The organism is Micropruina sp. (assembly GCF_047602385.1).
In the GTDB taxonomy this organism is placed as follows: Bacteria; Actinomycetota; Actinomycetes; order Propionibacteriales; family Propionibacteriaceae; genus Micropruina.
Map to the genome: position 1 here is coordinate 593,598 of NZ_JASGHL010000001.1, position 21,115 is coordinate 614,712.

The window sequence follows — 21,115 nt, forward strand, 5'->3', positions numbered from 1 at the left end:
TCGCAGTCATGACGATGCGGATCACGCCCAGCATCCTGAACGCCGACCTGGCCGATCTCACCGGTGAGATCGCCCGGATCCCCAGTGCCGACGGTGTGCACATCGACGTGATGGACAACCATTTCGTGCCCAACCTGACCATTGGCCTGCCGGTCATTGAGTGCATCAGAGCCGGGACGACGGCCTTTCTCGACATCCATCTGATGATCGCCGAGGTCGATCGGTGGGCGCCCGCCTTCGCCGACGCCGGCTGCGAGTCGGTGACCTTCCACGCCGAGTCATCGAATGCGCCGATCAAGCTGGCCCGCGAGTTGCGGTCGCTGGGGGCACGGGCGTCCATGGCGCTGCGTCCCGCCACCCCGATCGAGCCGTACGCCGACATGCTGGGGGAACTGGACATGGTGCTGTTGATGACCGTCGAACCCGGATTCGGTGGCCAGAAGTTCCTCGACTTGGTGCTGCCGAAGATCCGCCGCACCAGGGCACTGATCGAGGCCACCGGCGGGGACATCTGGCTGCAGGTGGACGGCGGCGTGTCCGTCGAGACCATCGAACGGTGCGCCGCGGCGGGTGCCGACACCTTCGTCGCCGGCTCCGCGGTGTACAGCGCGGACGATCCGGACGCGATGGTGGTCGCCCTGCGTGAGCAGGCGATCGCGGCGTGCGCGCATTGACCAGGCAGCTGGTCGCCGTCCTCGGCCAGGGTGTGGTGCCGGCTGGCCGACCCGATCGCGACCGCCGACGATGTCGGCCTGGTCAGGGGCGATGGCTGCTTCGACGCCATGCGCGTGATCGGCGGAGGTCCGGACGCCGTGGTCGAGAACCTGGACGCCCACCTGCTCCGCTTCGCCGGGTCGGCGGTCACCCTCGACCTGCCCTTCGACGCCGATGGCTGGCGCGCCCTGATCGCGGACGCGGTCGCAGCCTGGGAGCCGGCCCCGGAAGCGGTCCTGAAACTGGTGCTGACCAGAGGCCCAGAGTCGACACCGGGCGTCCCGACCGGCTTTCTGACCATCACCGAACTCGACCTGGCGGCGATGGCCAGGGCGCGTGCCGGCATCGCCGTCCGCACCATGAGCCGCGGCTACGCCAGCGATGCCTTCGCCGACGCCCCCTGGCTGCTTGGCGGAGCGAAGCTGCTGTCCTATGCGGTCAACGCGGCCGCCAAGAGGCAGGCCGCCAGGCACGGCGACGACGATGCTCTGTTCGTCAGCAGCGACGGCTACGCGCTGGAGGGTCCGACCTCGGCGGTCCTGATGCTGCGGGACGGCCTGCTGACCACCACGCCGCCCGGCGCGACCGGCATTCTCGACTCGGTGACCGCGCGCCAGATCCTGGCCGGTGCCGCCGCCGACGGCGTCCCCGCACGACACGAGCTGATCCGCACCGAGGAACTGTTCACCGCCGACGGGGTCTGGATGGCGTCCTCGATCCGAGGAGTGTGCCCGGTCGTCCGACTGGACGGGGAGGAGCTTGCCGTTGACCCCGATTGGCATCGTCGGATGACCGACTGGGGCGGCTTCGGCGGCTAGGAGCGTCGCCGCAGCGCCGGATTCTCGATCTCTGCGACGCGAGCCGCCACGATCGCCCGTATCGCGTCATCAGCGAGCGGCTGCTCCGGCTGGAAGCGGATCGTGCCCTTGTCGAAGTCCAGGTCGGCGAACGATTCGGCGACGACGGCCGGGACGCGTCCGCTGTAGGGGTAGACGCCGATGTGCTTCCTGGTGCGCATCACCGAGATCAACGCCTTGCCGCGATGGAGCAGCGCCGGCATGCCGTAGCTCGTGCCCTGCTCGACGTCGGGGACAGTGGCACGCACCACGTCGTAGACATGCCCGACGGCGGCGCGGTCGGCGGGGTCGAGTTGCTCCAGGTAGTCGTCGACGGTGCCCATGGCGTTCACCGTATCCCGGACGCCGGCGGGTTGCGGCGCCGTCGCAGGTAGCGCTGGATCTCGGCCGCGATCGCGTCCCCTTGGGGTTCGGGCTGCGCCTCGTCGCGACGTTCCTCAAGGGCGCTGATATAGGCGGAGATGTCGCTGTCCTCGGACGCCAGTTCGTTCACCTGGCTTTCCCACTGTGTTGCCTGGTCGGAGAGGTCGCCGGTGTCGAGCGGGGTGTCCAGCAGGTCCTCGAGGCGGTCCAGCAGCGCCAGGGTGGCCTTCGGGTTCGGAGGCTCGGCGACGTAGTGCGGCACCGACGCCCACAGCGACGCGGCCGGCAGACCGAGAACGGCACAGTCCGCCGCCAGCACGCTCAGGATGCCACTCGGCCCCTCATAGTCGGACAGTTCCAAACCGAGAGCGGCGGACGCCTCCGCTGTACTCGTGCTGGCGCTGACCGGCACCGGACGCGAGTGCGGCGCGTCGGTCAGCATCGCCCCCAGCAGCACCACGATCTCGGGATTCACCGTCCGGATTGCCGAGATCAGCGCGGCGCAATACCCGCGCCAGTGGAAGTTCGGCTCCGGGCCGCCGATCAGCACCAGATCCCGCTCCGGCAACGGGGCGACCAGCACCTCGGTGGTCGGCCAGCGCAGGGTTCGCTCGCCGCCGGACGTGGTGGCGATGGTCGGCCGGTTCACCTGGAAGTCGTAGTAGTCGTCGGGATCCATGGCGAACGCCAGCTTCGCCGAGGTGATCTCCGCCAGATGGTCGATCACGCCGCTCGCCGCGTCCCCGGCGTCGTTCCAACCACCGAAGGCGGCCACCACAGCCGGCCGTCGCAGGTTCTTCAACGACTTAACCTGAGCCATAGCGGCCATGCTACTCAGAGCCTCGGCCGGCTCGTGACGAACCCCAACGGCGTGGTCACAGCCCGTTTCGGGTCGGCGCGACCGAAGCGACGGGCGGTGGATGAGAAGGGCGTCAGATCGGGCACCGCTAGCGGTGCCCAATCTGACGGTGATCACTCCTCCGGGTCATAGCCCAGATTCGGCGACAACCATTTCTCGGCGTGCGCCAGCGTCCAGCCCTTGCGTTCGGCGTAGCTTTCGACCTGGTCGCGGGCGAGACGTCCGACCACGAAGTAGCGGCTGTCCGGGTGCGAGAAGTACCAGCCGGAGACGGCGGCACCGGGCCACATCGCCATCGATTCGGTGAGTTCGATGCCGGTGCGGCGCTCGACGTCCAGCAGTTCCCACAGGGTCTGCTTCTCGGTGTGGTCTGGGCAGGCCGGGTAGCCGGGGGCCGGCCGGATGCCGCGGTACTGTTCGGCGATCAATGCGTCGTTGTCCAGGGCCTCCTCGGGCACGTAGCCCCAGAACTCGCGCCGCACCCGCTCATGCAGTCGTTCCGCGAACGCCTCGGCGAGCCGGTCCGCCAATGACTCCAGCAAGATCGCGCTGTAGTCGTCCATGGCGTCCTTGAACGCCTTCACCCGCTCAGCCGCACCGAGCCCGCCGGTGACCGCGAAGGCGCCCACCCAGTCCGGCAGCCCGGTCGACTTCGGCGCCACATAGTCGGCCAGCGACCGGTTCGGGACGCCCTCTCGGTGGTGCCCCTGCTGCCGCAGATGGTGCAGCCGCAATCGCACGTCACTACGCGTTTCGTCGGTGTACAGCTCCAGATCGTCATCCACCGCGGACGCCGGGAAGAAGCCGATCACACCGTTCGCCTTCAGCCAGCCCTCGGCAACCACCTGATCGAGCATGGTCTGGGCATCGGCCCACAGCTTGCGGGCCGCTTCACCGGAGGCCGGGTTGTTCAGGATGTCGGGGTAGCGGCCCTTGAGCTCCCAGGCGTTGAAGAACGGCTGCCAGTCGATGTAGTCGCGCAGCTCCGCCAGCGGGTACTCGATGAACTCCCGCACCGGCGCCTCGTCGAGCATCCTCGGACGCGGCGGCAGGTAGCCGCTCCAGTCGATCGGCGTCCGCTCGGTGAGCGCCTCGGCATAGGGGATCAACGGCCGGTCGTTGCGTTTGGCCGCATGCCGTTCCCGGATCGACTCGTAGTCGCGGAACACCTCGGCCATGAAGTCGGGACGCTTCTCGTCCGACAGCAGCGCCGCCGCGGTCGGCACCGAGCGCGAGGCGTCCTTCACCCACACCACCGGACCCTCGTAGCGCGGCGCGATCTTCACCGCGGTGTGGGCACGAGAGGTAGTCGCCCCGCCGATCAGCAGCGGCAGCTTCAACCCGAGCCGCTGCAACTCGGCGGCGAAGTTCGACATCTCGTCCAGGGACGGGGTGATCAGCCCGGACAACCCGATCATGTCGGCGCCCACCTCGTCGGCGGTGGCCAGGATCTTCTGCGCCGGCACCATGACGCCGAGGTCGATCACCTCGTAGTTGTTGCACTGCAGCACCACGCCGACGATGTTCTTGCCGATGTCGTGCACATCGCCCTTGACCGTGGCCATCACGATCCGGCCATTGGTGTAGGCGGCGTCCCCGGGCTTCTTCTCGGCCTCGATGAACGGCACCAGGTGCGCGACCGCCTTCTTCATCACCCGGGCCGACTTCACCACCTGCGGCAGGAACATCCGGCCGGCGCCGAACAGGTCGCCGACGACCCCCATGCCGTCCATCAGCGGACCCTCGATCACATCCAGCGGACGCCCCCCGGACGCCGCCAGTTCGACCCGCATCTCTTCGGTGTCGGCGACGACGTGCTCGTCGATGCCCTTCACCAGGGCATGGGTGATCCGCTCCCGGACGGGCAGCGTGCGCCACTCCTGCACGGTCTCCTCGACCGCAGCCCCGGCGACGTTGAAGTCGGCGGCGATCTCGAGCAGCCGCTCGGTGGCGTCCGGACGGCGGTTCAGCACCACGTCCTCGATCCGCTCCCGCAGCCGTGGATCGATCTCGTCGTAGACCACCAGCGCTCCGGCGTTGACGATGCCCATGTCCATGCCGGCGGCGATGGCGTGGTAGAGGAACACCGCGTGAATCGCCTCGCGCACCGGATTGTTGCCGCGGAACGAGAACGACACGTTCGACACGCCGCCCGAAATGAGTGCGCCGGACAGGTTCTGCTTGATCCAGCGGGTGGCCTCGATGAAGTCGACACCGTAATTGGCGTGCTCCTCGATGCCGGTGCCGATCGCGAAGATGTTCGGGTCGAAGATAATGTCGTGGGCCGGGAAGCCCACCTCGTCGACCAGAATGCGGTAGGCCTCGGCACAGATCTCTTTGCGGCGTTCCAGGGTGTCCGCCTGGCCGTCGGTGTCGAAGGCCATCACCACGATCGCGGCACCGTACTTGCGGCACAGCCGGGCGTGTTCGACGAACTCCTCGACACCGGACTTCATCGAGATCGAGTTGACGATCGGCTTGCCCTGCAGGCAGCGCAGCCCGGCCTCGATGACGTCCCACTTGGACGAGTCGACCATGACCGGCACCCGGCAGATGTCCGGCTCGGAGCTGATCAGCTTGCAGAACCGGTCCATGGCGGCGATGCCGTCGATCATGCCCTCGTCCATGTTGATGTCGATGATCTGGGCACCGTTCTCCACCTGCTGCCGGGCCACGTCGAGAGCGGTGCCGTAGTCGCCCTCGCGGATCAGCCGCCGGAACCGGGCCGAACCGGTGATGTTGGTGCGCTCGCCGACGTTGACGAACAGCGACTCCGGGGTGATGGTGAGTGGTTCCAGTCCGGCCAGCCGCATCGCCGGCGCGGGCACGGCCGGGGTTCGCGGGGCGGCGTCCCGGGTGGCCTGCACGATCGCTTCGACATGTTCCGGCGTGGTGCCGCAGCAGCCGCCGAGGATGTTGACCAGGCCGTCGGCGGCGAAGCCGCCGACGATCGCAGCCATCTCTTCAGGGGTCTGGTCGTATTCGCCGAAGGCATTCGGCAGCCCGGCATTGGGATAGCACGAGACGTAGCAGTCGGCGATCCGGGACAACTCGGCGACGTACGGACGCATCTCGGCCGCACCGAGCGCACAGTTCAGCCCGACCGCAAGGGGGCGGGCGTGCCGGATGCTGGTGTAGAAGGCCTCGGTGACCTGGCCGGACAGGGTGCGGCCGGAGGCGTCGGTGATGGTGCCCGAGATGATCAGTGGCCAACGCCGTCCACGCTGCTCGAACAGGGTCTCCAGCGCGAAGATCGCCGCTTTCGCGTTCAGGGTGTCGAAGACGGTCTCGATCAGCAGGAGGTCGGCGCCGCCGTCGACGAGGCCGTCGGCCTGCTCCAGGTAGGCCTCGACCAGTTCGGCGTAGCTGACGTTGCGGGCGCCCGGGTCGTTGACGTCCGGCGAGATCGACGCCGTCCGGTTGGTCGGGCCGAGCGCACCCACCACGTAGCGCGGACGGGTGGGGTCGGCCGCGGTGGCTCGATCGCAGGCCGTCCGGGCCAGCCGCGCCGAGGCCAGGTTCAGCTCATACGCCAGCGCCTGCATGCCGTAGTCGGCCATCGAAATCCGCTGCGCATTGAAGGTGTTGGTCTCGACGAAATCGGCGCCGGCGTCCAGGTAGTCGCGATGGATGGACGCGATCAACTCGGGCTGGGTGAGCGACAGCAGGTCGTTGTTGCCCTTCACGTCGCTGGGCCAGTCGGCAAAGCGTTCGCCCCGGTAATCGGCCTCGTCCAGGTTGAAACGCTGGATGACGGTGCCCATCGCGCCGTCCAGGAAGTGCATCCGAGTAGCCAGCGCAGCGCGCAGGGTCGCCGACGCGTCCGGCCGCAGCTCTGGACTGGAGACCGGCGGACTGGGCGGCGTCAGGGTATCGGAGCTATTGCCCACGGGGCGCATTTCCTTCCTATCGGCTAGGAAGTGTACGCCCGTCGTCGCGGGCGGCGACCGAGGGCGTCGGCCCGCGGGCGCCGGAGGCCCTACCCTTGGGTCCGTGCCCTCGATCGCCCGCTCACTGCTGTCCGCCGTGACCGCGTTGTGCGTGGCCGTCGGCACCGCCGGCTGCCTGCAGACGCCCGCCCCGCTGCCGTCCGGATCGTCCAGTGCGACCGCCCCCGAGCGTCCGTTCACCGTGCTGACCGCACAGAAGGCCACCACGACCGATCCAGCCGCGGGACGCAACGACTCCGACACCATGGTGTCCCTCGACCTGTTCCAGCGACTGATGCTGGTGCAGCCGGGCAGCCAGTTGCTGAAGCCTGATCTGGCCAAGGAATGCATTTTCGTGGCCGAACGCATTTTCGAGTGCACTTTGCCGAAGGATGTCCTGTTCACCAGCGGACGCCCGCTCACCAGTTCCGACGTCAAATTCAGCATCCTGCGAGCGTTGCGTCTGGCGCCCGGGCGAATGTCCCTGCTGGGCGCGTTGTCCAGCATCGAGACCCCGGACGCGTGGACGGTCCGGTTCCGGCTGAAATACCCCGACAATCAGTTCGGTTACGGTCTGGCGGTGCCGGCGGCGTCCATTGTGGACGAGGCGGCCTACGACGCGGACAAAGTGCGCCCGGTCAACCAGCCGGCGATCGGCAGTGGGCCCTACCAGTTGGAAGGGTGGGACGCCCGCGGGCTGACCATCACCAAGTATCAGCGCTACCGCGGGGCGCTGAACACCGACATGCCCCGCATTCGGATCGCGTGGGCGGATTCGCCGACCGCGGAACAGGCGATCGCGGACGGGCAGGCCGAGATCGTCTGGCGAACCCTCAGCCCGGCGGCGATCGACCGGTTGATGGATCGGAGCCGGCAGGCCCAGAACGACCACCGCGAGCCCGGCTTCTTCCGGTGGGGACTCTTCCGGGTGGTTCTGCAGCGGCTGGTCTGGCTGCCCAGCAGCCAGCGACGATCGGATGCCGCCCTGCGCCGTGCGGTGTCGCTCGCCCTGCAGGAGGACCGGACCGCCAGTTCGTTGATGCCGAGCACGATCGAGGGACACACCGACGCGTTCGCGCTGGGCGGGACGCCGAAGATGCCGACCCTGCCCCGCGGGATCAAGCTGACCCTGCGGTTCACCAACACCTCGCCTGCGATGGCGGACCTGGCGAACGAGGTTCGCGACCAACTGCAGCAGCGGCTCGGCATCACGGTCCAGGTGGTCACCGAATCCGAGCGGGCCGACCTCGAGTTGCGCGACAGCGCGCCACTGGTGAACTCGCCGCTGGGGTGGTTGCAGGACTATCTGAAGAGCCCGCTGCCCGGCAGCGCCGGCAAGCTCGCCACACTCGAAGAGCGGGTCCGGTCGTCCAGCCGTGACGAGGTTCAGCTACCCGCGCTGGGAGAGATTCAGAAGCAGGCGGCGGCGGACGCCACCGTCGTCCCGATCGCCGAGACCGACGGGGTGTTGTTCGTCCGGCAACGCGTCGACCTGGTCGGCGAAGCGTTCGGACCGGGATGGCAATTGGCCTTGTGGGGAGCACGATGGCGGAACTGAACGGGGTGCATACCGGACCGTTGCGGGCCGGCGAACGGGTCACCCTGACCGATCCGAAGGGACGCCGGCACTCGGTTCTGCTGGCCACTGGCGGTACCTTCCACACCACCAAGGGCGGGATCAGCCATGACGCCCTGATCGATGGTCCGGACGGCAACGTGGTGGTCTCCGCGGGCGGCGTCGCCTATGTGGCGTTCCGCCCGCTGTTGGAGGAGTTCACCGTCACCATGCCGCGGGGTGCGGCCGTCATCTACCCCAAGGACGCCGCCCAGATCCTGGTGCAGACCGACATCTTCCCCGGCGCCCGGGTGCTGGAGGCGGGGGTGGGCTCCGGTTCGCTGTCGATGCACCTGTTGCGCACCATCGGCCCGGCCGGACGGCTCTATTCCTACGAGCGCCGGGCCGACTTCGCCGCGATCGCGAAGCGCAATGTGGAGACTTTCTTCGGCGCCCCGCACCCGGCCTGGGAGGTGCGGGTGGGCGACCTGGTCGAGACGATCGGGCCCGAAGAGATCGATCGGGCGATTCTCGACATGCTGGCGCCGTGGGAGTGCGTCGACGCGGTCGCGCAGGTGCTGGCGGCCGGCGGCATGCTGTGCTGCTACGTCGCCACCGCCACCCAACTGGGCCGCACCATGGACACCCTGCGGGCGCACGGCGGGTTCACCGAGCCGGCGGCCAGCGAGTTGTCGGTTCGGCAATGGCATGCCGAGGGGCTGGCCATCCGCCCGGGGCACGCCACCACCGGGCACACCGGCTTCCTGGTCTTCACCCGGCGGCTGGCTCCCGGGGTCACCGCGCCGCTGCGCCGGCGGCGTCCGGCACCCGGGGCGTACGGCCCCGACTACAGCGGTCCGCGTCCGCCCGGGGTCACCATCGAGGAGGCGGGGGAGTGAGCGTGGCCTCCGATCCGCTCGCCCAGGCCAAGGAGCTGGCTGAGGCGCGTGGGCGGGCGGCCGAACTCGCCGAACGCCGGCTGGCCAACGCCCGGGCGGACGCGCGTGCCCTCGCCCTGACCAACGAGAAGCTGAACACCACTCTCCGCGAGGCCCGCGAATCACTGGTCGCCCTGCGCGACCAGTTGGAGGCGCTGTCGAACCCACCGCAGGCACATGGGGTCGTCCTCGGCGTTGCGGAGGCCGGGATCGCCGATGTGTCGGTGGGCGGCCGGGTGCTGCGGGTGGCCGTTGCCCCGGAGGTTGCCGTCGAAGCGCTGGCAGCTGGGGTTCCGGTGCTGCTGAACGAGGCGATGATGCTGGTCGGGCTCGGTCCTTCACCCGCCCAGCTCGACGTGGTGGTGGTCAAGGATGTGCTGGCCGATGGACGGCTGCTGGTCGCCGGCGGCGGGGACGACGAGCACCTGCTGAGCGCCGCGCCCGGGGCGTCCGGCGCCCAGCCCGGGCAGAGTGTGGCCGCCGACCGGCGGGCCGGCGTCGCGCTGTGGGTGGTGGAGCGGACCGAGGTCAACGACCTGCTGCTCGACGAGGTGCCGGACGTCGACTACGCCGACATCGGCGGGCTGGGCGGCCAGATCGAGCAGATCCGGGACGCCGTGGAACTGCCGTTCCTGCACCGCGACCTGTACGCGCGCTATCAACTGCCGGCGCCCAAGGGCGTGCTGCTCTACGGGCCGCCGGGTTGTGGCAAGACGATGATCGCGAAAGCCGTCGCCAACTCACTGGCCGAGCAGGTCGGCGGCGGGGTCGGCAGCCACTTCCTGAACATCAAGGGTCCTGAGCTGCTGAACAAGTACGTCGGTGAGACCGAGCGGCAGATCCGGGTGATCTTCGCTACCGCCCGTGAGCACGCCGCCGATGGGCGTCCGGTGATCGTGTTCTTCGACGAGATGGACTCGCTGTTCCGCACCCGCGGCAGCGGCGTCAGCTCCGACATGGAATCGACGGTCGTGCCGCAGCTGCTCAGCGAGATCGACGGCGTCGAGGGCCTGTCGAACGTGATCATCATCGGCGCCACCAACCGCGAGGATCTGATCGACCCGGCGATCCTGCGGCCCGGACGGCTGGACGTGAAGATCAAGCTCGACCGCCCGGACGCCGCGGCGGCGTCCGAGATTCTGGGCAAATACCTGACCGACACGGTGCCGCTGGCCGAGGGGACCGAGGTCGGCGCGCTGATCGATGCCACCGTTGAGGTGCTCTACGCGGCGAGTGACGACAACCGGTTCCTGGAGGTCACCTACGCCTCCGGCGACCGCGAGGTGCTCTACGTGAAGGACTTCGTCTCCGGGGCGATGCTGGCCAACATCGTCGGACGGGCCAAGAAGTCCGCGATCAAGGACCTGCTCGCCGGCGGCGCGGACGGCGTCCGGCTCGAGCATCTGCTCGGCGCCTGCGCCGACGAGATCACCGAGAACGAGGATCTGCCGAACACCACCAATCCCGACGACTGGGCCCGGATCTCCGGGCGCAAGGGCGAACGGATCACCTTCATGCGCACCCTGCGCGGAGCCCGTCAGGTGAACCCGTAGCGAGTGGTACGGGGGGGAGCGCCGGAGTTCGTCGGGCGAGGCCTTGTTACGGTACTAGAACGTTTCCCGATGTAAGCGTACGCTGCCACTTCATGCAGCGCGGTTCGCGATCGACCCAGGACTTCGGAGCCAGGCTCCGGCTGCGACGTGAGTCGATGGGCCTGACTCAGGGTGAGGTGGCGGCGCGTGCCGGGGTCACCCGGCAGCTGGTGTCGCGCATTGAGCATGGACATCCACGGGCCGAGTTCGGCGGGGTGATCGCTGTCGTCCGGGCATTGGACGCAGCGCTGCTGCTGAGCGATTCGCCGCAGCACGATGCGGTCGACATCGATTCCTACTTCGGGGGGTGACCATGCCGACCCGAAGTCAGCGCCAGCTGTTCGCGTTCATCCACGGCCGCCGGGTGGGCGTGTTCACCCAGGACCCGCAGCTCACCTTCGAATACGACTCGGACTATCTCGCCGATCCGGCAGCGGTTCCGCTGTCGAGCGCCATGCCGCTGACCGACGGCCGCTACCGGCAGCGGCTCGTCTTCCCGTGGCTGGACGGCCTGCTCCCGGATGATCAGGCGGTCCGTGACCGGTGGGCCGCAGCGTTCGGCGTCTCGTCCCGCAACCCGTTCGCGCTGCTCGGCCAGATGGGTCTCGACACGCCTGGTGCCGTTCAGCTGAGTAGCCGTGCGGCGCTGGACGAACGCACCGGTCAACTCGTGCCCATCGACGAGCGAGCGCTCGGTGACCGGCTTCGGGAACTGCGTGCCGAGCCGTCCGCGTGGACGGTGCCGGGCGAGCGATGGAGTCTCGGCGGCGCGCAGTCGAAACTCGCGCTTCGCTGGGCGTCCGGCTGGAACGAGGCCCTCGGTGATGAGGCGACGACGCACATCGTCAAGCCCGGGGTGACCGGGTTCCGCGCCCAGGGACTCAACGAGCACCTGACCATGACCGCCGCGCGGAATCTCGGGCTTCCGACCGCGCGCACCGAGTACGCGGAGTTCGACGGCGAGCCCGCCGTGATCGTGACTCGTTTCGACCGCCAGGACCGGAACGGCCGGATCGTCCGAGCTCACCAGGAAGATCTCTGCATGGCCTTGTCGGTCGCCCGAGGCCGCAAGTATGAGCAGGACGGCGGTCCGGGCGCCGCTCACATCATTGATCTGCTCAAGGGATGCGGCGACCCGGTCGGCAGCGTGCAGCGCTTCGTCGACGCACTGGCCTTCAACTATTTGGTGGGTGCTTCCGACGGGCACGCGAAGAACTACTCCATTCTGCTCGGCAGGCACGGCTCGACCCTGGCACCGCTGTACGACCTGGCCAGCAGCCTGCCTTATGATGCCGAACCCGGTTCTGGCCTGCGGACGCTCGCGATGGCGATCGGTGGTGAGCGTCGGTTCGGCCAGGTCCACCGTCCGCACTGGGATCGGCTGGCTCGCCGAGCAGGCCTGGATCCCGAGCAGGTGTGGCTGCGAGTCCGCGAACTCGCCCGCCAACTCCCCGATGCCCTCGCCACCGCCGTTGCCGCGACACCGCTGGCGAGTACCAACGACTTGCCGGCGCGCTACCTGGATCGCCTGGCCGGCTACCTGACCGAGGCTGACGTCTAGAGCCGGCGTCGAGCGAGGAGTCGCCAGCCGAGCATCGTGATTGCCAGGAAGACGCCGGCGACGACGACGAAGCTGGGCTGGACGCCGTCCCCGGCGTTGGCGCGAATCCACATGCCGAAGCCGAGGGTGCCCGCCCAGACGATGACGCCGTTCAGAAACTGCTCGGTGGGCCGCTTCATGCCGAGCAGGGCGACGGTGGTGCCGACCAGTGCGACCACGAACGGCCACGCGGTCAGCCCGATCCCTACGGGGTCAGCACCTTCGGCGTGCGAGAGCCGTCCGATCGTGGCAAACACGAGTACCACCAGCAGATCGAGACCCAGCGCCGTCCACCACTTCATGGGCCCAACCCTACGATGAGGACATGCCGCTGCTGGGGACCGAAACCGAGTACGGCATTCTGGCACCGGGACGTCCGGATCTGCACCCGACGCTGCTGTCGGCGGCGGTCGTCGACGCCCACGACGGTCCGGCGACGCTCACTCGCGCCGATCCTGGCGACCCGATCCCGGTCGAGGACGCTCACAACCGCTTCCTCGGCAACGGCGCGCGGCTCTACGTCGACCACGCGCACCCGGAGTACTCCACGCCGGAGGTGACCAGCCCGCGGGCCGCGCTGCTTGCCGATCTGGCCGGCGACTTGCTGGTAGCGCGAGCGGCGGTCGCGGCCGGCGAGCGGTTGGGGACGCAGGTGCGGGTGTTCAAGAACAACACCGACGGCAAGGGCGCCTCGTACGGCTACCACGAGAACTACCTGCTCAGCCGGTCGACCCCATGGGAGCGGGTCGTCGAAGGGTTCCTGGCCTTCGTCGTCACCCGGGTGGTGTTCACCGGAGCCGGGCGGGTGGGTCTCGGCCAGGCCAGTGACGCACCGGGGTTCCAGTTGTCGCAGCGCGCGGACTTCTTCGAGGCGATCACCGGCCTGGAAACCACCATTCGGCGTCCGCTCGTGAACACCCGGGACGAGCCGCACGCCGACGCCCGCCGGTGGCGCCGGCTGCATGTCATCGCCGGGGACGCCAACCGGTCGGAGACGTCCACGCTCCTGAAGCTGGGCACGACTTCCGCTGTGCTCGCGGCGATCGAGTCCGGGAAGCTGCGGCCGCCGATGCTGGCGGATCCGCTCGGTGCGATCCGTGCTGTCAGCCGTGATGTCGGCTGCGGCGAGTTGCTGGAGTTGACCGACGGACGCCGGTTGACCGCGGTCGAGGTGCAGCGTGAGTATCACGCTCAAGTAGAGGCTGCGGGTTGTGCCGACCCTGAAGTGATCGCGATGTGGGCCCGGACCCTGGAGCGGCTGGCCGCGGATCCGTCGAGCTGTGTGGAGCTGGACTGGGTCGCCAAGCTCACCCTCATGCAGCGCTTCAGGCACCGTGACAGGTTCGCCTGGGACCATCCGCGGCTGGCTCAGCTCGATCTGGCCTGGGCCGACCTGGATGATCGGAAGAGTCCCTACGCGGCGCTGGTTCGTGCCGGCCGGATGCCGCGGCTGACCGCGGACGCAGACGTCGAGCGAGCCGCTGCGGAACCGCCGACGGACACCCGGGCCCACCTGCGTGGCCGGCTGGTGGCCGAGCGGACGTCCGATGTGCTGGGCATGGATTGGTCCTGGGCGCTGCTGCAAGACGCGAGGTGGACGCCGTCGGCTCCGGTTGGCGGACCCGCTCGGCTACACCGCGGACGCGGTGGCCGACGCCGGCGGGTTGGACCGGTTTATCGCGGGAATCTGACGGGCCGGCTAACGGCTTTGGTCGCGTCCCGCCAGCCGTTGTTCCCGGCGCTGCTCGGCATTGGCCCAGCGCGCCTTCTCGAGATCGGTGGCCGGCTCGAACTGGGGCACCGGCATCGCTTTACCCTGCTCGTCGAGGGCCACCATCACGAAATAGCAACTGGTGGTGTGCCGCCGTACGCCGGTCAGGATGTCCTCGGCCTCGACCCGGATGCCGACCTCGATCGACGTCCGGCCGGTGTAGTTGACCGAGGCGAGAAAGGTGACCAGCTCACCGACATGGACCGCCCGGCGGAACCACACCCGGTCCACCGCCGCGGTCACGCAGTAGTGCCGGGCGAACCGGCTGGCGCACGAGTAGGCCACCTGGTCGAGCACCTTGAGCAGATGGCCGCCGTGCACGTTGCCGGAGAAGTTCGCCGTCTCCGGCGTCATCAACACGGTCAGCGAGAGGGTCCGGGGCGTGGGTTCGTCCGTCGACACGAGTGCAACTGTAGAGCCGGCGTCGGCGTGGAAGCACTCAGTTCCGCGGCAGGTCATCAGCCGGCTTCGCGCACGCTGGAGTCGCGGCTTGATCCCGTAGCTGACGATCGGCACGGCGAGGGTGCTGAGCAGCACGGGATGGGCAGGCCGAGCCGGAAGCTGCCGACGGCTTTTCGGGTGTCCTCCTCGGACAGGTCGTTGTTGATGGCGATCGCCGCTGCCGATCCCTCGCCGGCGGCGGTGATCACCTGTGCCTGCGGGTTCGCCGCGTTGCCGGCTGCCCACACCCCGGGGGACGCTGGTCGCCCGCCGGGTCGGTCGCGACCCAGCCGGTGGGCGCGAGCGCACAGCCGAGGTCGGTGAGCAGCGTGTCGTTCGCCACGAACCCTGGACGGACGAAGACGGCGTCCCGTTCGACCACGGCTCCGGACGCCAACGCGACACCGCGCAGCCTGTCGTCCTCGATGACCAGTCCGCTGACCGGCTCGTCGCGGACGACGATGCCCCGGGCGACAAGCTGCTCGCGTTGCGCCGCCGTCACAGTGCCGGCGTTGGGGAAGAGGATCACGTCAGGCGTCCATTGACGCATCAGCAGCGCATGGGTGATCGCCTCGGGCGACGCTCCGGGCACGGCCAGACGCTGGTCGCGGACTTCGTAGCCGTGGCAGTAGGGGCAGTGCAGCAGGTCGCGCCCAGCGCTCGCGCGCCCCCGGCAGGTCGGTTAGCCGGGCCAGCGAGCCGGTGGTCGGCGGGACTACGCTGTCCCGGGTCGGATCCGGTGGGGAGGGTCGGTTTGGCCGCTGTCATGGAGACCAAGCTCCGGGTGCCCCGGCCGCGCCGCGGCGCCGTTCTTCGGCCGGAGCTGGACGAACTGGTGGTCGGGGGCGAGCCGGTCCGGCTCACCGTGGTCGCGGCGCCGCCCGGCTTCGGCAAGACCACCGGAATCACCCTGGCGCTCTCCGCCCGGGAGGCGTCAGCTCGGGTCGCCTGGGTGTCGCTCGACGAGCGCGACCGGGACGCCGGCTCGTTCTGGACCTATTTGCTGCTCGCACTGGACCGAGCCTCGCCGGGCTGCGGGTCCGCCGCGCTCGCCCTGCACCGCACGGGCGCCGAGATCGAAAACGTTCTGACGACGCTGCTGAACGAACTCAGCGTGCTGGCCGCCGACGTGACCATCGTGCTGGATGACTACCACAGGTGTGATGGCCCGGGCGTCCGCCCCGGCATGACGTTCCTGCTCGATCATCTGCCACCGCAGGTGCGGATGATCATCTGCACCCGCGCCGACCCGGTGCTGCCGCTGGCCCGGTTGCGCGCCGGTGGCGAGCTGCTCGAGATCAGGCAGGCCGACCTGCGGTTCACCCGGGCCGAGGCCGGTTCGTTCCTCAATCAGGTGCACGACCTCGGGCTCGCCGAGTCGGAGGTCGACGCGCTGCAGGACCGTACCGAGGGCTGGGTGGCGGCGCTCCAACTCGCTGCCCTCTCGCTGCGTGGCCGCGCGGACCGGGCGGGCTTCGTCCGGTCCTTCGCGGGCGATGACCGGTTCGTTGTCGACTACCTCGTCGACGAGGTGCTCGATCGGCAGCCGGCAGCGGTCCGCCGGTTCCTGCTGCGCACCTCGGTGCTGGAACGGCTCACCGGCGATCTGTGCGACGCCGTCACCGGGGACCCCGGCGGACGGACGATGCTGCGCGACATAGCGCGAAGGAACCTTTTCCTGATTCCCCTGGACGACCGCCAGCACTGGTTCCGCTACCACCAGCTGTTCGCCGGGGCGCTGGCCGTCCGGCTGCGCGACGAGCAACCCGACGATGTACCGCTGTTGCATCGAAGGGCGCGGGCGTGGTTCGAGCAGGAGGGCGACGTCGAGGGTGCCGTCCACCATGCGCTCGCGGCGGGGGAGACCGACGCCGCCGCGGAACTGATCGAGGGCGGGGCCGGCGAGCTACGGCGGACTCGGCAAGAGGCGGTGATCCGGCGCCTCGTGGGGGAGTTGCCCGACCAGGTGGTGGTGAGACGTCCGGTGCTCGCCGTGACGATGATCGGTGCGTTGATGGCGGGAAACGAGTTCGGCGACATCGAGCGACGGCTCGAAGAAGTCACCGCCACCTTGGCCGGCCCGGCCCTTCCGCCGGGCGACCCTGCACTGCTCGCGCGGCTTCCCGCCGAGATCGCCACCTACCGGGCCGCGCTCGCCCTCATCGGTGGCGACCTGGACCGGGCCATCGCGCACGCCGACCGGGCGCGGACGCTGACCCGTCCGGACGACCTGCTGGCGATCGGCGCCACGTCCGCGCTCACCGGGCTGGCTGTTTGGCGTCGCGGCGACCTCGGCCGAGCTCATGCTGACTACGAGGTGGCTGTCCGGCACCTGCGCCGAGCGGGTCATCTCGCGGACGCATTGGGCTGCAGCCTGGCGCTCGGCGACCTGGCCTTCGCCGAGGGACGGCTGCACGACGCCCGCGCCAGGTTCGCGGGTGCCCTCGCCTTCGCCGGCCCGGAGGAACTCCGAGGCTGCGCCGACATGCACGTGGGCCTCGCTCGGGTGGCCTACGAACAGGGCGACCCGGCAACCGCCATGCAGCAACTGGGCGAGGCCGACCGGCTCGGCGAGGCGGCGGGCCTGCCGCAGCACCCGCACCGGTGGCGCGTCCTGCTCGCCGAACTCACCGCCGACCAAGGAGATCTCGATGCGGCGTTGAGCCTGCTGGACGAGGCGGAACGCGTGTATCTGGGCGATTTTTCGCCGCAGTTGCGCCCGATCCCGGCGTTGCGGGCGCGGCTGCTCACCGCGTCCGGGGATTGGAGCGCGGGCCTGGCCCTGATCCGGCGGGCCGGCGTGGCGGCCGACGATCCGCTGGATTACCTGCGCGAGTACGAGCACCTGACCCTGGCCGGCGCGCTGCTCGCAGATCCGAGCGGCGCCGGACGGGCGCCGGCGGACGGATTGCTGCAACGCCTGCTCGCCGCAGCCGAGGACGGCGGCCGGCAGGCCAGCGTCATCGAGGTGCTCACTCTGCAGGCCGGCGCGAGTTGGGACGCCGGCGACACCCCTCGTGCGCTGGACGCCGTCGTCCGGGCGATCAGCCTTGCCGAACCCGAAGGCGCCGTGGCGGTATTCGCCCGCTTCGGCACCGGCGTGGCACCGGTGATCGAGTCGTTGGCCAGACGCCGACCCGAGTGGCCGTTCGCTCTCCGTTTGCGCGACACGCTGCTGGAGCGCGCCGCACGCCGCCGGGGAGCGTCGTCCGGTGCGGGTGGCGCTGTGCCGGGGGAGCACGCTGCGTCGGGGGCGTCCGGACTTCTGGATCCCCTCACCGAGCGCGAACTGGCGGTGCTCCGGATGCTTCGCTCCGACCTGGACGGGCCGGCGATCGCCCGCGTCCTGCATGTGTCGCTGAGCACTGTGCGCACCCACACCCAGCGGATCTACACCAAGCTGGGAGTCAACAACCGGCGCGCCGCCGTCCGCCGCGCACATCACCTGGGACTGTTCCGCTCGATCGAGTAGCCGCCCGGGAATCATCACCCCTCTCATCAGGTGTGGGGACGCCACGTCGTCACCTGCGTTCCTAGCGTGCTCGTCATCGGGGCGGACACCGAGAGCCGCACCCCCTCACCGAGGGAGACGACCGTGGACGCAGGGAATCCCGCCCAGTGGACAGGTGATCGGTACCGGCTGCTGCTGCGAGGCCGGCTCGACCGGCACGGTCTGGCCTGGCTGGACGCTCTGAGCGTCGAGACCGGGGATGACGGCGTCACCGTCGTGGAGGGCGCGATCCGTGACCAGGCCGAACTGCATGGCCTGCTCGCCGCCCTTCGCGACCTCGGCATACCCCTGCTGGCCGTGATTCCGGTCGAAGTCGGCCCCGACGCCACTCACCACACCCAGAACGGAGATTGACCATGCTCATCGCCACGACGGTCCATGCCGACCCTGCTATCGCCCGAGGCGACCGTGCCTACGCACGCGCCGGTGGACTGTTCTACCTGCTCACCTTCGTGTCCTCGATCCCGGCGTTGCTGATGCTGAGCCCGATCCTCAACGACCCCGGATACATTCTGTCTGCCGGCTCCGACAATCAGATCCTGTGGGCGTGCCTGCTCGACGTCACCAACGCGCTGGCGTGCGTCGGCAGTGCGGTCGCCGTGTACCCGGTGACCAAGCGGGTAAGCCAGGCTCTCGCGCTCGGATTCGTCACCACCCGACTCATGGAGGCCGGGGTGATCCTGGTCGGCGTCATCGCACTGTTGAGTGTCGTGGTGCTCCGCCAGCACGGTGCGGACGGCGGCCTGGACCCCGCGTCCCTGACCGTGACCGGTCACGCCCTGGTCATCATGCGTGACTGGACGTTCCTGTTCGGCCCCGGATTCATGGCCTCCTTCAACGCGCTGATGTTCGCCACCCTGCTCTTCCGCTCGGGCCTGGTACCGCGCGGCATCCCGCTGATGGGCCTGATCGGCGCACCGCTCCTGCTCGCCGCGAACCTACTGACCTTCTTCGGCCTGAACACCCAGACGGGTCTGTGGACGATGCTCGTCACCTTGCCGGTCGCCGCCTGGGAGCTGTCGGTGGGTATCTACCTCACCGTCAAGGGATTCCGGACGGTCGCAGCGACAGCCTGATCGACTGGACCGAAAGAACCGTCCCCTGCGTGCGAATCTCGCATCCCGGGGTCGGTTCTTTTCGTTCGAGTTTCGCATGCGGGGGAAGGTTCTTCGTGCGAAATTCGCACCGGGAGAACCGTCCCCGAGCATGCGGATTTCGAATGAAAAGAACCGTCCCCGCTATTCGAGGAGGTAGTCGTAGCGGACGCCGCTGGGCGGCACCGAGGGGCTGGCCTTGGTGCGGTGGGCCGCCCAGACGTGCAGGGTGCCGTCGATCCAGCGGGCGGCCTGGTAGCTGCGCTGGACGAGGACACCTCCGGTGGGCACCTCTTCCTCGGGGATCAGCAGGGCGCCGTCCGGGCCCCCGCCGAGGATCTCGGTGACACTGTGGACGAGGCGGCGGCCGTCGAGGTCGAGCACCGAACCACGGGCGAGGACGATCTGCTCGGTGGGGCCGGGGCGCACCGGCAGCAGCGGGATCCAGTGCGGCGGCGGGGCCTGGGCCAGGTGGTAGTCGGGCGCCGGATCGGGATCGCCGGGCGGATCGGGTGGGCGCGCCGAACTCAGCGGCAGCCCGGCCTGCAGCGGCGACTCCACCGTCTGCTCGATCGCCCAGGCCAGGTTCGCCTGCTCGTCGCGGGCCAGCAGCACCTGCTCCACCACCGGTCCGACCAGGGGTTTCGCCAGCCGCGGTGCGACGTACAGCAGGTTGCGGATGGTCGCGCCCTCGGGTTCGTTCGCGTCGAACGGCATGGCGTGCTGGAACACGCTCCAGCCGCGCGCGGAGGCCGCGTTGGGATCGCCGAGGTGTCGCAGCAGGGTCCGGACGCCGAAGGTGTCGGTGACCACCAGGGACGTCGCCCGCACCAGGCAGCCGACCGGCAGGTCGACGCCGATCACGAACCAGTCGTTGCCGTAGCCGGAGAGGGTTTCGATGAGCAGCACCTGGGCCAGGTCGGTTTCGGCCGGTTGGAGGGCGGCCAGGTTGAGGTTGCCGTCCTCGAACTCCCAGAACCGGCGGGCGGGCAACCCGGGCGCGGTGACCGGGGCCGGCATCACCGTGCGGACGACGGCGGGGCCGGCTTCGGCGGGTTTCGTGCCCAGGTTCACCTCGCCGTTGACGTCGAACTCGTACCAGTCGAGCACGTCGCTGTCGTAGCGGTGCGCGGTCAGCGTGGTCTCGTCGAACGGGCTGTCGCCCAGCCGCGCCGAGATGGACGCCGTGTGCTCGAACCGCGCCGGCTGCCAGCATTCGGCGGCTGGGTCCACGTCGTCGAACAGCTCCGCCACCAGGCGCAGCCAATCTGCGCAGGCGGCACGCACCTCGGCGACGTCACCAGGCGCGATGGGTTCGTCGATCCGGGGTTGTGGACGCCCGGTGAGTTCGGCGCGCAACCGGCGTCCATCCAGGCTGCGGCCGCCGTGCAGCCGGGCGTAGCCGGCGGTGGCGGCGGTGGCGGCGTCCGCGTCGCCCAACACGTCCTCGCCGTAGACCGGGACGGCGAACGCCCGCAGCAGCGCCGGCGCATAGTCGTGGGACACCGTCTGGCCGGCCAGCAGGCGGAGGAAGAGCCGTCCGGTGTCGACGCCGAGCCGCAACCCGGCCAAGGTCGCGGCCGCCGACGGCAGCGGCGCTCCGGCCTTCTCGATCAGCGTCTCCAACGGTGCGGCCAGGGCGGCGAAGGTGGGCGCCTGCATGGCGGTGTTGGGCGGGATCGGGCCGGCGACGAACCGGGTGGGCTCCGCCGCGACGCCCCGCCAGCGGGCCAGCACCGGGGTGCCGCCGTCCTGCGCCGCGAACTCGCCGAGTTGCCATTGCCGGGCCAGCAGCCACAACGGATCGTGCACCGGTGCGGTCGCGCCGACCGTGACGTCCGGACGCAGCGGGTCCGGTTCGAGCCGGAAGTAGCTGGTGATCGACGCCATC

The 21,115-nt window shown here is 69.5% G+C and carries 16 protein-coding genes and 2 pseudogenes; 11 read left to right on the plus strand and 7 right to left on the minus strand.

What is annotated here, in order from left to right; all coding sequences use genetic code 11:
- The first annotated feature begins 8 nt into the window (after window positions 1-8).
- Both rpe and QM711_RS02760 read left to right on the plus strand, forming a co-directional pair.
- Window positions 9-674, plus strand: coding sequence for a ribulose-phosphate 3-epimerase (rpe, locus tag QM711_RS02755; RefSeq protein WP_415096179.1), 666 nt, complete (start codon window positions 9-11; stop codon window positions 672-674).
- A gap of 30 nt (window positions 675-704) precedes the next feature.
- Complete coding sequence (locus QM711_RS02760) at window positions 705-1,532, plus strand: aminodeoxychorismate lyase (protein ID WP_415096180.1); 828 nt, start codon at window positions 705-707, stop codon at window positions 1,530-1,532.
- Here the strand turns inward: QM711_RS02760 and QM711_RS02765 are convergent.
- From QM711_RS02765 to metH, 3 genes are all read right to left on the minus strand, one after another.
- Window positions 1,529-1,894 (minus strand): iron chaperone, encoded by a 366-nt coding sequence (locus QM711_RS02765; RefSeq protein WP_415096181.1) that lies wholly within the window; start codon window positions 1,892-1,894, stop codon window positions 1,529-1,531. The genes QM711_RS02760 and QM711_RS02765 overlap by 4 nt on opposite strands.
- A 5-nt stretch (window positions 1,895-1,899) precedes the next feature.
- Window positions 1,900-2,754 carry a PAC2 family protein gene (locus QM711_RS02770; protein ID WP_415096182.1) on the minus strand — a complete coding sequence of 285 codons (855 nt, stop codon included), beginning with the start codon at window positions 2,752-2,754 and terminating at the stop codon, window positions 1,900-1,902.
- A gap of 152 nt (window positions 2,755-2,906) precedes the next feature.
- Window positions 2,907-6,692 (minus strand): methionine synthase, encoded by a 3,786-nt coding sequence (metH, locus tag QM711_RS02775; RefSeq protein WP_415096183.1) that lies wholly within the window; start codon window positions 6,690-6,692, stop codon window positions 2,907-2,909.
- A gap of 94 nt (window positions 6,693-6,786) precedes the next feature.
- Between metH and QM711_RS02780 the strand changes: the two genes are divergently transcribed.
- The 5 genes and pseudogenes from QM711_RS02780 (at window position 6,787) to QM711_RS02800 (ending at window position 12,368) form a co-directional block, all read left to right on the plus strand.
- Window positions 6,787-8,280: an ABC transporter substrate-binding protein gene (locus tag QM711_RS02780; RefSeq protein WP_415096184.1), complete on the plus strand. Its 1,494-nt coding sequence runs from the start codon at window positions 6,787-6,789 to the stop codon at window positions 8,278-8,280.
- A 14-nt stretch (window positions 8,281-8,294) separates the two neighbouring features.
- Window positions 8,295-9,176, plus strand: a pseudogene (locus tag QM711_RS02785) (tRNA (adenine-N1)-methyltransferase); the annotation flags it as partial.
- 2 nt (window positions 9,177-9,178) lie between these two features.
- The gene (arc, locus tag QM711_RS02790; protein WP_415096185.1) at window positions 9,179-10,768 is read left to right on the plus strand and encodes a proteasome ATPase; all 1,590 of its coding nucleotides are present in this window, start codon (window positions 9,179-9,181) and stop codon (window positions 10,766-10,768) included.
- Between the two features lie 92 nt (window positions 10,769-10,860).
- Entirely contained in the window at window positions 10,861-11,118 is a 258-nt protein-coding gene (locus QM711_RS02795; RefSeq protein WP_415096186.1) for a helix-turn-helix domain-containing protein, read from the plus strand.
- Window positions 11,119-11,120: 2 nt separating this feature from the next.
- Window positions 11,121-12,368, plus strand: a complete 1,248-nt coding sequence (locus QM711_RS02800; protein WP_415096187.1) for a type II toxin-antitoxin system HipA family toxin — start codon at window positions 11,121-11,123, stop codon at window positions 12,366-12,368.
- Here QM711_RS02800 and QM711_RS02805 read toward each other — a convergent pair.
- Window positions 12,365-12,709, minus strand: coding sequence for a DUF3054 domain-containing protein (locus QM711_RS02805; RefSeq protein ID WP_415096188.1), 345 nt, complete (start codon window positions 12,707-12,709; stop codon window positions 12,365-12,367). The genes QM711_RS02800 and QM711_RS02805 overlap by 4 nt on opposite strands.
- Window positions 12,710-12,732: 23 nt before the next feature.
- Here QM711_RS02805 and QM711_RS02810 point away from each other — a divergent pair.
- Window positions 12,733-13,965, plus strand: a pseudogene (locus QM711_RS02810) (proteasome accessory factor PafA2 family protein); the annotation flags it as partial.
- A 141-nt stretch (window positions 13,966-14,106) separates the two neighbouring features.
- Here QM711_RS02810 and QM711_RS02815 read toward each other — a convergent pair.
- Both QM711_RS02815 and QM711_RS02820 read right to left on the minus strand, forming a co-directional pair.
- Window positions 14,107-14,637 (minus strand): acyl-CoA thioesterase, encoded by a 531-nt coding sequence (locus tag QM711_RS02815; RefSeq protein ID WP_415096880.1) that lies wholly within the window; start codon window positions 14,635-14,637, stop codon window positions 14,107-14,109.
- A gap of 187 nt (window positions 14,638-14,824) precedes the next feature.
- The gene (locus tag QM711_RS02820) at window positions 14,825-15,211 is read right to left on the minus strand and encodes a hypothetical protein (protein WP_415096189.1); all 387 of its coding nucleotides are present in this window, start codon (window positions 15,209-15,211) and stop codon (window positions 14,825-14,827) included.
- 174 nt (window positions 15,212-15,385) lie between these two features.
- Between QM711_RS02820 and QM711_RS02825 the strand changes: the two genes are divergently transcribed.
- The 3 genes from QM711_RS02825 (at window position 15,386) to QM711_RS02835 (ending at window position 19,206) form a co-directional block, all read left to right on the plus strand.
- A complete protein-coding gene (locus tag QM711_RS02825; protein ID WP_415096190.1) occupies window positions 15,386-18,091 on the plus strand; it encodes a LuxR C-terminal-related transcriptional regulator in 2,706 nt (901 codons plus the stop codon).
- Between the two features lie 123 nt (window positions 18,092-18,214).
- Window positions 18,215-18,484: a hypothetical protein gene (locus QM711_RS02830; RefSeq protein ID WP_415096191.1), complete on the plus strand. Its 270-nt coding sequence runs from the start codon at window positions 18,215-18,217 to the stop codon at window positions 18,482-18,484.
- A 2-nt stretch (window positions 18,485-18,486) separates the two neighbouring features.
- Window positions 18,487-19,206 carry a DUF4386 domain-containing protein gene (locus QM711_RS02835; protein WP_415096192.1) on the plus strand — a complete coding sequence of 240 codons (720 nt, stop codon included), beginning with the start codon at window positions 18,487-18,489 and terminating at the stop codon, window positions 19,204-19,206.
- A gap of 162 nt (window positions 19,207-19,368) precedes the next feature.
- Here the strand turns inward: QM711_RS02835 and QM711_RS02840 are convergent, their stop codons facing one another.
- On the minus strand, window positions 19,369-21,114 hold the full coding sequence (locus tag QM711_RS02840; RefSeq protein WP_415096193.1) for a hypothetical protein: 1,746 nt from the start codon (window positions 21,112-21,114) through the stop codon (window positions 19,369-19,371).
- Window position 21,115 lies beyond the last annotated feature (1 nt).